This is a genomic window from Micromonospora sp. SYSU B005, from assembly GCF_055362685.1.
In genome coordinates this window covers 127,785-139,796 of sequence record NZ_JAXCFU010000006.1, presented here as the reverse complement: position 1 = coordinate 139,796, position 12,012 = coordinate 127,785, and the positions used below count along the sequence as shown (strand labels likewise).

General features: G+C 75.2%; 14 protein-coding genes. 13 read left to right on the top strand and 1 reads right to left on the bottom strand.

The features are described 5' to 3' along the window. The 13 genes from SM452_RS16190 to SM452_RS16130 all read left to right on the top strand — a co-directional run bounded on the left by SM452_RS16190 (position 1) and on the right by SM452_RS16130 (position 11,270). Entirely contained in the window at positions 1-747 is a 747-nt protein-coding gene (locus SM452_RS16190; RefSeq protein WP_262014596.1) for a YggS family pyridoxal phosphate-dependent enzyme, read from the top strand. A gap of 193 nt (positions 748-940) precedes the next feature. Next, positions 941-1,642 (top strand): cell division protein SepF, encoded by a 702-nt coding sequence (locus SM452_RS16185; protein WP_262014597.1) that lies wholly within the window; start codon positions 941-943, stop codon positions 1,640-1,642. 28 nt (positions 1,643-1,670) lie between these two features. Next, positions 1,671-1,976, top strand: coding sequence for a YggT family protein (locus SM452_RS16180; RefSeq protein WP_013287596.1), 306 nt, complete (start codon positions 1,671-1,673; stop codon positions 1,974-1,976). A 41-nt stretch (positions 1,977-2,017) separates the two neighbouring features. After that, positions 2,018-2,824, top strand: coding sequence for a DivIVA domain-containing protein (locus SM452_RS16175; RefSeq protein ID WP_463840194.1), 807 nt, complete (start codon positions 2,018-2,020; stop codon positions 2,822-2,824). A 72-nt stretch (positions 2,825-2,896) separates the two neighbouring features. Beyond that, complete coding sequence (locus SM452_RS16170; protein ID WP_463840193.1) at positions 2,897-3,745, top strand: hypothetical protein; 849 nt, start codon at positions 2,897-2,899, stop codon at positions 3,743-3,745. A 2-nt stretch (positions 3,746-3,747) separates the two neighbouring features. After that, the gene (locus SM452_RS16165; protein ID WP_262014599.1) at positions 3,748-4,056 is read left to right on the top strand and encodes a DUF167 domain-containing protein; all 309 of its coding nucleotides are present in this window, start codon (positions 3,748-3,750) and stop codon (positions 4,054-4,056) included. Between the two features lie 22 nt (positions 4,057-4,078). Continuing rightward, on the top strand, positions 4,079-5,584 hold the full coding sequence (locus tag SM452_RS16160) for a potassium/proton antiporter (RefSeq protein WP_262014600.1): 1,506 nt from the start codon (positions 4,079-4,081) through the stop codon (positions 5,582-5,584). Positions 5,585-5,809: 225 nt separating this feature from the next. Then, a complete protein-coding gene (locus SM452_RS16155) occupies positions 5,810-6,229 on the top strand; it encodes a TraR/DksA family transcriptional regulator (RefSeq protein WP_018785248.1) in 420 nt (139 codons plus the stop codon). Positions 6,230-6,297: 68 nt separating this feature from the next. Further along, positions 6,298-6,912 (top strand): signal peptidase II, encoded by a 615-nt coding sequence (gene lspA / locus SM452_RS16150; protein ID WP_262014601.1) that lies wholly within the window; start codon positions 6,298-6,300, stop codon positions 6,910-6,912. Then, a complete protein-coding gene (locus SM452_RS16145) occupies positions 6,909-7,853 on the top strand; it encodes an RluA family pseudouridine synthase (RefSeq protein ID WP_135241274.1) in 945 nt (314 codons plus the stop codon). Before lspA ends, SM452_RS16145 begins: the two co-directional genes overlap by 4 nt. Before the next feature lies 1 nt (position 7,854). Continuing rightward, entirely contained in the window at positions 7,855-8,703 is an 849-nt protein-coding gene (locus tag SM452_RS16140; RefSeq protein WP_463840192.1) for a hypothetical protein, read from the top strand. A gap of 140 nt (positions 8,704-8,843) precedes the next feature. Continuing rightward, a complete protein-coding gene (locus SM452_RS16135) occupies positions 8,844-10,373 on the top strand; it encodes an ATPase (RefSeq protein WP_355509005.1) in 1,530 nt (509 codons plus the stop codon). Positions 10,374-10,421: 48 nt separating this feature from the next. Next, positions 10,422-11,270 (top strand): DUF2567 domain-containing protein, encoded by an 849-nt coding sequence (locus SM452_RS16130; protein WP_463840191.1) that lies wholly within the window; start codon positions 10,422-10,424, stop codon positions 11,268-11,270. Here SM452_RS16130 and SM452_RS16125 read toward each other — a convergent pair. Then, positions 11,236-11,940 carry an LON peptidase substrate-binding domain-containing protein gene (locus SM452_RS16125; protein ID WP_463840190.1) on the bottom strand — a complete coding sequence of 235 codons (705 nt, stop codon included), beginning with the start codon at positions 11,938-11,940 and terminating at the stop codon, positions 11,236-11,238. The genes SM452_RS16130 and SM452_RS16125 overlap by 35 nt on opposite strands. Positions 11,941-12,012 lie beyond the last annotated feature (72 nt).

The window sequence follows — 12,012 nt, the reverse complement described above, 5'->3', positions numbered from 1 at the left end:
ATGACGGAGTCACAGACGGCGGTGCGGCCCGAGCGGCGTGCCGAGCTGGCGGCCGGGCTGGCCCGGGTGCGGGCCCGCATCGCCGACGCCTGCGCGGCCGCCGGGCGGCCGCGCGACGAGGTCACCCTGGTCGCGGTGACCAAGACGTACCCGGCGGCGGACGTGGTCGCGCTGGCCGGGCTCGGTGTGACCGACGTCGGGGAGAACCGCGACCAGGAGGCGGCGCCGAAGGCGCAGGCGGTGGCAGAGACCGGCGCCGCGCCGCGCTGGCACTTCATCGGCCAGTTGCAGCGCAACAAGGCCCGCTCGGTGGTCCGGTACGCCGACGTGGTCCAGTCGGTGGACAGCGTCCGGCTGGCCGCCGCGCTGGACGCCGCCGCCGGGGCGGTCCGGGACCGGCCGCTGGACGTGCTGGTGCAGGTGAGCATCGACGGCGACCCGGCCCGGGGCGGCGCGCTGCCGGGCGCGGCAGATCCGCAGCGCGGGCTCGACCCGGTGGCCGCGGCGGTGGCCGGGGCCGACGGGCTGCGGCTGGCGGGCCTGATGGCGGTGGCGCCGCTGGGCTGGGAGCCGGACCGGGCGTTCGCCCGGCTGGCCGAGGTGGCGGCGGCGCTGCGGGCCGACCATCCGGGCGCGACGGTGCTGTCGGCGGGCATGAGCGGAGACCTGGAGAGCGCGATCGGTCACGGCGCGACACATGTCCGTGTCGGCAGCGCGTTGCTCGGAATGCGCCCTGCGCTGCGGTAGCCTCACCACGACGGAAGCAAATTACATCAGTGTTGTTCAGGACGGCGTTCCCGTAGCCGGGGGCCGTGACGGGCGGACCGCGAACCGCACGTCAGGGGATTGCCGATCCGGTCCGGTGGGCATGATCGTCCACTCGTGATCAAGCGACACGGCACGGGGGCGCGTGCCGCACGGCGGACGGAAGGGCGCGGGGATGGGTGCACTGCGCAAGGCGGGGGTCTGGCTCGGTCTCGTCGAGGAGGACGACGAGCGGGCGTACGAGGACGGTGGCTACGACAAGGGTGGCTACCGGGACTCGTCGCGCTACCGGTCGAGCCGGTACGCCGAGGAGTTCGCCGACGAGGACGACGACGAGGCCGAGGAGCCGCCGACGACGCGTGGCCGGCTCGGCGAGCGGGGCCGGCTGTCCGAGCGCGCCTCCAGCCGCGCCGCCGACGTCGACCGGGCCGAGACCGAGCGCCCGGAGCGGGCCGAGCGGTCCAGCGTGCGGTCGATCACCCGGTCCTCCGGCGGCGACAGCTCGGGCGCCCTGACCTATCACACCCGGGACAATCTCGCGCTCGCGCCGCAGGCTCAGCCGCGCGAGCGGGAGCGTGTGGCGCCGGAGGACGAGCAGCGCTACCAGATCACCACGCTGCACCCGACCACGTACCGCGAGGCGCGGACCATCGGCGAGCACTTCCGGGACGGCGTACCGGTGATCATCAACCTCACCGAGATGGACGAGGCGGACGCCCGCCGGCTCGTCGACTTCGCCGCCGGGCTCGCGTTCGGTCTGCGCGGTACGATCGAGCGCGTGACCAACCGGGTGTTCCTGCTCTCACCGGCCAATGTCCAGGTCACCGCGGAGGACAAGGCCAAGATCGCTGAGGGCGGCTTCTTCAGCCTGAGCTGAGCCGCACGACCGAGGGACGTCGCCTGCCGTGTTGTCGATCCTGTTCCAGGTGCTCTACCTGCTGCTGTACATCTTCCTAATTGTCCTATTGGCGCGATTTGTTCTTGGAGCGGTGCTGGCCTATGGTCGCCGCTGGCAACCGGGACGGGGAGCGTCGGCGGGACTGGAAGTCGTGTGGAGCGTCACTGATCCGCCCCTGCGAGCGTTGAGGCGTGTGATCCCACCACTGCGAATTGGTACCGTGAGCATCGACCTGGCCTCCCTTGTGCTCCTGGTTATCCTGTTCGTGCTGATGGAGTTCGTGTTTAGGCGCCTGATCTTCGCGTTTGCCTGACCAGAGCGCTTTCGCGGCCGCAACTGACCCGAGGAGTTTCGATGCCGCTGACCCCGGCCGACGTCCACAACGTCGCCTTCAAAAAGCCGCCGATCGGCAAGCGGGGGTATGACGAGGAGGAGGTCGACGCCTTCCTGGACGAGGTCGAGCGCGAGCTGGCCCGTCTGATCGAGGAGAACAACGAGCTGCGCGCCCAGGTGGAGCGCGGCGGTCGGGGTGGCGCTCCCGCCGGCCCCGGCGGTGACGCCCGCCTCGCGGCGGAGCTCAACGACGTCAAGGCCCAGCTCGACCGGGTGCAGCGCGACAAGGCGGCCGCCGAGCAGGCGGCCCGCGCGATGCAGGCCGAGCTGGAGCAGGTCCGCACGCAGGGCGGCCCGGCCGGCGTGACCGGTGACGGCGAGCAGCAGGCGCTGCGGGTGCTCATGATGGCCCAGCGCACCGCCGACGACCACGTCTCCGACGCCCGTCGCGAGGCCGACCAGCTGCTCTCCGAGGCCCGTTCGAAGGCCGAGGAGGTCACCCGGGAGGCGCGCGCCAAGGCCGACGCCCTGGAGCGGGACGCCCGCCAGCGGCACCAGGAGGCCATGGGCGGCCTGGACGCCAAGCGCACCGCGCTGCAGAAGCACATCGAGGAGCTCAAGCAGTTCGAGCGCGAGTACCGCACCCGCCTCAAGGCGTACCTGGAGAGCCAGCTGCGTGACCTCGACGGTCGCGGCCAGGGCATCGAGGTGGAGATGAACCGGGAGGGCACCCGTGCCGCCGGCGGCAGCAACGGCCTCGCCACCGCAGGTCTGGCCGGCTCCTTCGGGGGTGGCCGCGGCGCGGGCTCGCTCGAGTCCGGCCGCTGATCCCGCGTCGGTGGCCGTCCCCGTGACGACCACCGACCGCCCAGACCGACACGACGCGGCCGGGGGTGAGCCGTGGTAGCCGCCAGCATCCTGCTCATCCTCGTCGCGGTCGTGCTGCTGATCGCCGGTCTCGCCGGCGGGTCCAGCCTCCTGCTCATCGTCTCGATCGCGGCCAGCCTGCTGTCCGCCGTCGCCTTCGTCGCGTTCGCCCGCCAGGCCGCCGCGGCACGGGCCACGGCCGGCCGGGAGACCGGACCGCGACCACGGACCGCGCACACCGTCCCGTCCCCGGACGAGCCGGTGAGCCCGGTCCCGCACCACACGTCCACGGCCGGCGCCGGTGGATCCGGGTGGCGGCAACCGCCCGGATCGCCGGTGACCGACCCGGACGACGCCCCTCCGCCGGCCGCGTACTCGCCGCCGGCCGAGCCGTCCGACACCGGGCCGTACACGCCCACCGCCGGGCCGTACGAGGCCGGGCCGTACACGCCGGCGTTCGACGCCGAGGCCGGGCCGTACACACACGCGTTCGAGGCCGAGCCCGCCGGGCCGTACGGGGCGCCGCTTGACCCGGATCCGGTGGACGCGGACCCGGTCGTCGCGGACGCGACGCCCTACTCGCCGCCCGGCCCGCGCATGCCGGAGACCGCCCGGCCCACCTCGCCCGCGCCGGGCGAGGCGTTCGACGGCGACCCGCCCGCCGAGTACCTCTCCGCCGGCGACGTCGCCCGGCTGGTCCGGCTACCGGGCGACGTGCTGGTGGTCGACGGCCATCCCCGCTTCCACCTGCCCGGCTGCCCGCACCTGGTGGGCCGGGAGGACGAACCGCTGCCGGTCGCCGAGGCGGTCGCGCTGGGCTTCACCCCGTGCGCGCACTGCGAGGCCGCCACCACCCTGCTCGCCGAGGCCCGGCCGCGCTGACCATGACGAGCGCGGACGACGCACTCACCGTCGCGGTGCGGGTGAAGCCCGGGGCGGCCCGCGCCCGGGTGGGCGGGCGGTTCGACGGGCCGTACGGCCCCGCGCTCGTCGTGGCCGTGCACGCGCCGGCGGTGGACGGCCGCGCCACCGAGGCGGCCCGGCGCGCGCTCGCCGACGCGCTCGGCGTCCGGCCGGCGACCGTGTCGCTGCGGTCCGGCGCGGCCAGCCGCGACAAGCTGTTCCTGGTCGAGCGCCCGCACGACGGGCTGCCCGAGGTGCTGCGCCGGCTGCGCGACGGCAGCACGGCGTGAGGTCCGGTCGGGCCGGCCGGCGATGACCCCGGGGCTCGACGTCGCGCTGCTCGTGGGCGCCGCCGTGCTGCTGGTCGCGGTGGGGGCGGTGCGGTTCTCCACCCGGCTCGGCGTACCGAGCCTGCTGGTCTACCTGGCGCTCGGCGTGCTGCTCGGCGAGGCCGGCCTGGGCATCCGGTTCGACGACGTCGAACTGACCCGGGTGCTGGGCTTCTGCGCGCTCATCGTGATCATCGCGGAGGGCGGCCTGACCGCGCGGTGGACCACGTTGCGGCCGGTGCTCGGCCTGGCCGCGGCGCTGTCCACGGTCGGTGTCGTGGTCAGCATCGTGGTCGTCGGCGTGGTGGTGCACCTGCTGCTCGGTCTGGACTGGCGGCTGTCGCTGCTCTACGGCGCGGTGCTCTCCTCCACCGACGCGGCGGCCGTGTTCGCCACGCTGCGCCGGCTGCGCCTGCCGCCCCGGCTGGTGGCCGCGCTGGAGGCCGAGTCCGGGGTGAACGACGCCCCGGTCGTGCTGCTGGTGCTGCTGCTGTCCCGCGCCGGGGTCGAGGCCCACCACCCCTGGTGGTACGAGGTGCTGCTGCTCGGCTACGAGCTGAGCGCCGGCGCGGCGGTCGGGGTCGGCGCGGGTCTGGCCGGCCGGTACGCGCTGCGCCGGGCCGCGCTGCCGTCGGCCGGCCTGTACCCGATCGCGGTGGTCGGCTTCACCGTGCTGGCGTACGCGGCCGGCTCGGTGCTGCACGCCTCGGGCTTCCTCGCCGTGTACGTCGCGGGCGTGCTGCTCGGCAACTCCCGGCTGCCGCACCGCCAGGCGATCCTCGGGTTCGCCGACGGGCTGGCCTGGCTGGCCCAGATCGGCCTGTTCGTGCTGCTCGGGCTGCTGGTCTCGCCGAGCCGGCTGGACTCGGCGGTGCTGCCGGCCGTGATCACCGGGCTGGCGCTGCTGCTGCTCGCCCGGCCGCTGTCCGTGGCGGTCTCCGCGCTGCCGTTCCGGGTGAACCTGCGCGAGCAGGCGTTCCTGTCCTGGGCCGGGCTGCGCGGCGCGGTGCCGGTCGTGCTGGCGACCATCCCGCTGTCGCTGCACGTGCCGGGGGCGGACCGCCTGTTCGACGCCGTCTTCGTCCTGGTGGTGATCTTCACGTTGCTCCAGGCCGGGACGCTGGCGCCGGCGGCCCGGCGGCTGGGTGTGACCGCGCCGGCCGAGGCGAGCGAGATCCTGCTGGAGACGGCCCCGCTGGAACGGATGCGCGCCGACCTGCTCCAGCTGGAGGTGCCCGCCGGGTCGCGGCTGGCCGGGGTGCACGTGGACGAGCTGCGGCTGCCGGTCGGCGCCGCGGTGACGCTGGTGCTGCGTGACGGGGTCGGTTTCGTGCCGGGCGCTGACACCCGGCTCAAGGTCGGGGACAGCCTGCTCATCGTCGCCACCGCCGGAGTACGGGACGAGACCGAGCGGCGGCTGCGGGCGGTGAGTCGCCGGGGCCGGTTGGCGAGGTGGTTCGGGGAGTACGGCGAGGAGACGGCCCGCTGATCTGCTACCGTTCCTTTTGCCCCGATTGATGGCAGTCCGGGGCGGATACGTGGGACGACGGTGCGGCACGTTGTCGGACGCCTGTACGTTCCGTATTCTTGCCAACCTCCGGAGTGCACGGCGGGCCCACTCGCCGTGCACCCTTCCGTACGCGGACGACGCCGACGACGGCGTCCCCGCCCACGCACCGCTGACCGCCGCTCCGCGCGGCTGAGGGAGCTGACGATGGCGAAGCCAGCCGACACCAGGACCGCCGGTCGCAAGCCGGTGGCGAAGGCCACCCGCAGCGCGGCGGAGACCGAGAAGATCCGGGCCGCCCTGGCGGCACGGCGGGACGAGCTGAACGCCGAGTACGATCAGACGCTGAGCGAGATCACCGAGCTGCAGCGCGACCGGCTGACCGACTCGGCCGGGGACGACCAGGCCGACACCGGGACCAAGACGTTCGAGCGGGAGCAGGAGATCTCTCTCGCCAACAGCATCAAGGAACGGATCACGCAGGTCGAGCGCGCGCTGGAGCGCCTCGACGAGGGTGGCTACGGCTGGTGCGAGCGGTGCGGCAACCCGATCCCGGTGGAGCGGCTCGCCGCGTTCCCGTCGGCCACCCTCTGCGTGACGTGCAAGCAGCTGGAGGAGCGGCGCTGATCACCGCTCCCCGGCGGCCGTACGGCAGACGGTGACCGCACCGTCTCGCGAGCGTCGATGGGGAGCAGATGACCGCAGCACCGCCCGCCGGGGCCGGCACCACCGAGTCGGGCGCCGGCGCGCCCCGCCGTAAGGCCGTCGGCCTGCTGCTCGGCGTGTCCCTGTTCTCGCTGCTGGCGGATCTCGGCACGAAGCAGCTCGCGCTCGCCGAGCTGACCGGCCGGGAGCCGGTGTCGCTGCTCGGCGGCGCCGTCTACTTCAGCCTCACCCGCAACAGCGGCGCGGCCTGGAGCATCGGCTCCGACCACACCTGGGTCTTCCCGATCATCACGTTCGTGGTGATCGGGTGGATCACCTGGATGGCGCTGCGGCTGCGCTCGCTGCCGTGGGCGGTGTCGCTGGGCCTGGTGCTGGGCGGCGCGCTGGGCAACCTGATCGACCGGATCTTCCGCGCGCCCGGCCACTTCGTCGGCCACGTGGTCGACATGATCAGCCTGTTCGACCCGTACGGCCAGGTCTGGCCGGTGTTCAACCTGGCCGACAGTTCGCTGGTGTGCGGCGTGGTGCTCGCGGTCTTCCTGGAGCTGACCGGCCGGCAGCGCGACGGCTCCCGGCTGCGCGACGAGAAGCGCGACGAGAAGCGCGACGACACCGCCCCGGCCGAGCAGCGGGAGAGCGCGTGACCTCCGCCTTCGCCGCCGGCGGCGACACCCGTTCCCTGCCCGTGCCCGACGGCCTCGACGGCATGCGCCTGGACCAGGCCGTGTCCCGGCTGTTCGGGCTCTCCCGCACCGCCGCCGCCGGCCTGATCGACGCCGGGGACGCGCTCGTCGACGGCGTGGCCCGGCCCAACTCGCACAAGGTCAAGGCGGGCTCGTGGCTGGAGGTCACGCTGCCCGCGCCGGCCGCGCCGCCGGCAGTGGTGCCGCAGGCCGTGCCCGGCCTGACCGTGGTGTACGCCGACGACGACATCGTGGTGGTGGACAAGCCGGTCGGGGTGGCGGCGCACCCGAGCCCGGGCTGGACCGGCCCCACGGTGATCGGCGGGCTGGCCGGCATCGGCCACCGGATCTCCACCAGCGGCGCCGCCGAGCGGCAGGGCGTGGTGCACCGGCTCGACGTCGGCACCACCGGGATCATGGCGGTGGCCAAGAGCGAGCGCGCGTACACCGCGTTGAAGCGGGCGTTCAAGTACCGCGAGGTGGAGAAGCGCTACCACGCCGTGGTGCAGGGCCACCCGGACCCGCTGCGCGGCACCATCGACGCGCCGATCGACAGGCACCCGCACCACGACTACCGCTGGGCGGTGGTCTCCGGTGGCAAGCCGAGCATCACCCACTACGACACGCTCGAGGCGTTCCCCGCCGCCAGCCTGCTCGACGTGCGGCTGGAGACCGGGCGTACGCACCAGATCCGGGTGCACTTCTCCAGCATGCGGCACCCCTGCGTGGGCGACCTGACCTACGGCGCGGACCCGACGCTGTCGGCCCGGCTGGGGCTGTCCCGGCAGTGGTTGCACGCCCGCTCGCTGAGCTTCGCGCACCCGGGCACGGGCGACGAGGTGACGTTCGTCAGCGAGTACCCGGACGACCTGGCCCGGGCGCTGGAGATCCTGCGCGACTGACGTGAGCGACGATCCCGCGCCGCCGCGCCGGTCCCGGTCCGCCGTGCTGACCTGGGTCGCACTGGCCTGCGCGCTCGTGGTGCTGGTGGTGGCGGTGGCGCAGCGGCGGGACCGGCCGGTGAGCGACCGCACCGTGGGCGAGGTGACGAGGGTCGGCGTGACCGACGGCGCGAGCATCCCGGCGTACCTGCGGGCCGCCGGGGACGAACTGGCCCGCCTCGACGCGCCGGACGGTTACGCGCTGGTGTCGTTCGACGGCTACCTGACCCCGGCGCGGGCGGCCGCCGCGCTGGACGGCACGCGGGTCTCGGCGGTGGTGGCGCGGGTGCCGCTGCCCGGCCGGCAGACCGAGATCGTCCGGATCGCGGCGCTGCGCCTGCCGCAGGACGTGGTGGCCGGCATGGCCGGCGTCGCGACGCGCAAGGACCGGGAGGCCGCTGACTACCGATCGCGCGCCGCCGCGGCCACCGCCGATCCGGAACTGCGCCGGGTGTACGACAGCGGCGCGGAGGTCGCCGCCCGCGAGGCGGAGGCGTACCGGACCGGCTGCGCCTGCGTCTACGCCGCGGTCGTGAGTGCCGCGCCGGACGCCCTGCGCGCGCTCACCGGGCGTCCGGGCGTACGGGTGGTGGACCCGGCGCCGGAGGTGCGCCGCCTGGACCGGACCGTGTTCACCCCGCCGCTGCCCGAACAGCGCGACGTGGTCCGGCCGCCGGCCGACACCGGCCCGGCCGAGGCAGGCGGAATGGGCGATTCGTCGGAAGCCGCACGGACGGTGAGCGGACCTTCACCCACCGCCCCCGCACCCGCCGCCGGCTCCGGGACGCCCAATCCCGCTCCCACCTCCTGAGACATCGGGGTACGCGGCGACCCGGCCGATCCCATGGTGCGGCGGACCACCGGGCGATGTGCGGCGCGGGGAGTGGTCCGAATAGGGTTTCGTTCGTAGCCTGTCAGGCGGAGATCGATGGGCTGGGGGAGGGCGAATCCTTGGACGGCAGCGAGACCGGCTGGGGTCGGCAGGGCGAGCCGGCACCGCGGTGGCGGGCGCTGCTCGACCGGGCCCGGCTCGGCGGTCGCGGCGCGGAGCACGCCGACGCCGACCGGCACGTCGAGGAGCAACCGGCGCCGCCGCCCGACCCGCTGCCCCGTCGTGGCGCGGGCGCCGGGTGGACCGGGCGCGCCACCGCCGTCGGCCGCGCCCCCGACGGGTCGTACGGCGCCGAGCCCGGTTACCGGGCCGAGGCCACGTTCCGGGTCGACCCGGCCTTCCGCGCCGATCCCCGGCACGACGGCGAGCCCGCCTACCGGGCCGAACCGGCGTACCGCAGCGATCCGGAGCCGTCCTGGCGCGCCGGGCAGCCCTACCCGTCCGACCCGTCCTGGCGCGCCGACCCGTCGTTCGCGCCCGAGCAGCCCCTCACCGCCGAGCCGCGCCCGGAGCCGTCCTGGCGACCCGAACCGGCCCGTCCGGAGCCGCGCGGCCGGGCCGAGGCGCCGGCCGAGTCCCGGTACTCCCTTCTGGACGGCGGCTACCGGCCCGCGCCGCCCCCGCCCGAGTCCCGCTACGCGCTGCTCGACCGGGGCCGCTACCGGCCGGACACGCCGCCCGCCCCGGAGCCGGTGGTGCCCGCGCCCCGCCGCCCGCTGGAGGGCCGCTCCGGCCGGGTCGACGCGGCCCAGGTGCAGTGGCGCGCCCCGGAGCCGGACCCGGAACTGGAACGGGCGACCAGCGTGCTGCGGCGCGAGCTGGGCACCCCGCGGGTGCTCGCCTTCGCCAACCCCAAGGGCGGAGTGCACAAGACCACCGCGACGGTGCTCGCCGCCGCGACGGTGGGCAGCGTCCGCGGACGCGGCGTGCTCGCCTGGGACGACAACGAACTGCGCGGCACGCTCGGTCTGCGGGCCGGCAGCGCCCGGCACGCCCGTACCATCCGGCACCTGATCCACGACCTGGCGCAGATCGAGATCCTCGAGGGCAACACGCTGCTGTCGCACCTCGACGACTACCTGCGGCACGCCTCCGACGGCTCGTACGACGTGCTGGCCGGCGAGGAGAGCCCGCGCTTCGCGCAGCGGCTCGACCAGTTCACCGTCAAGCGGGTGCTGGAGCTGCTGCGCCGCACCCACGAGGTGGTCTGCGTGGACACCGGCAACAACGTGGAGAGCCCGAACTGGCGCACCGTCATGCAGGCCGCCGACCAGCTCGTGGTGACCACCGTGCCGCGCGAGGACGCGGCGTTCAGCGCGGACTGGATGCTCGACCTGCTGCACGAGGTGGGCATGGGCGAGCTGGCCGACAACGCGGTCACGCTGATCTCCTGCCCCACGCCGGGGCGTACCTCGTTGCAGGACGACCTGGAACGGCACTTCGCCACCCGGACCCGGGCGGTCGCCGTGGTGCCCTACGACCCGGCGCTGGAGACCGGCTCCTCGATCGAGTACCACCAGCTCCAGGCCGAGACCCGCAACGCCTGGCTCAAGGCGGCAGCGGTGATGCTGGAACCGTTCGCGCGCTGAGCGGCGACCACCGCCCCGCGCCGCGCCCGGGCCTGAGAGGATCAACGGGTGAGTCCGGACACCCCTGAGCCCGAGCGGGCGCGCGAGCGCACCGACGGCACCGACGCGCGTCCCGGCGACGCCCCACGGCCCGGCGATGCCCCGCGTCCCGGCGGCGCGTGGCCCGCGCGCGAGCAGCCGCCCGGCTGGCCCGGTGGCCTGCCGGTACCCGCCGGCACGCCGGTCACCGCACCCGGCGCCGACCCGCTCGCCGGATACCCGGGCGTGGTGGCGGAGCTACCCGGCGCCACCCGGTCCCGCCGCCCGCTGCTGACCGCGCTCGGCGTGGTCGCGCTGCTCACCGCGCTCGGCGCGCCGCTGGGCCTGCTGTGGGCGTGGGCGGCGCCCGCCACCCCGGTCCGGCAGACCCCCGCCGGCACGGTCTACGCGACCACGCAGCCGGAGCAGCCGATCGCCGCGGACGGCTGGTTCAGCCTCCTGACGCTCGGCTTCGGCGTGCTCGCCGCGATCGCCCTGTGGGTGCTGCTGCGGCGTCGGCGCGGGCCGGCCGGCCTGGTCGCGGTGACGCTCGGCGGTCTCGGCGCGGCGGTGGTGGCCTGGCAGGTCGGCCGCCGGATCGGGCTGTCGACGTTCCAGCGGCTGGTGGAGACCGCGCCGCCGGGCACCGCCTTCACCAAGCCCGTCGACCTGCGCGCCGGCGGCGTCGACTGGTACGGCCCGCTGCCGGTGCCGCACGGGAACCTGCTGCTCGCCGCGTTCGGCGCCGCAGTCACGTACACGCTGCTGGCGGGCTGGTCGCGGTGGCCGTTGCTGCGGCCGGAGCCGGAGCCCGACGCGGCCTGGCCGCCGCCCCCGCCCGGGTTCAGTTCGGCGCCGGGGGACCAGCCAGCTCGCTGAGCGGCACCGGCACCGCGCGCACCTGCCGCAGCAACGCCGTCTCCCGGTTGAGCAGGCGCAGCTCGGCGCGCAGCCGCCCGGCCGTGTCGTCGGCGGCGAGCAGCCGCTGCCGGTCGGCGACGGTCAGCGCGGCGGTCGCGGCGACCAGGTGCGACAGGACCGTGGGATCCTCCGGCAACTGCTCGGTGATCTCCTGCTGGTCCGGCCGGATCAGGCCGAGGTATTGCCGGAACACCGAGATCACCCGGGCCGCCAGCAGGTCGGAGACCTCGTCCGGGCCGTCCGGCTCGGGCAGCCACTCCACCTCGGCGGTCAGGTACGGCTCGGCGGAGGCGTCCACCTCGGCGACCCGGAAGCGCCGCCGCCCGACCGTGACGATGTCGAAGCCGCCGTCGGCCAGCTCGGTGACCTGCCGCAGCTCGGCGGTGCAGCCGACCTCGTGCAGCGTGACGTCGCCGCCGACCGGCCCGGAACGCCCCGGCGGCCCGGCCGGCGCGGCCTCCCAGCCGGCCTGGATCGCCACCACGCCGAACTCGCGCGGCGCGCCCTCGGGCAGCGCCACGAGGTGGCGCACCAGCGCCTTGTAGCGCTCCTCGAAGATGTGCAGCGGAAGGACCAGCCCGGGGAAGAGGACGGTCCCGAGCGGGAACACCGGCAGCCGTGCGCTCACGTGATCGAGCGTATCGCCAACCCGCCCGCCCGCGCGTGTCCCGGCTCACCGTCCCGGCGTGCGGGCGGGCCC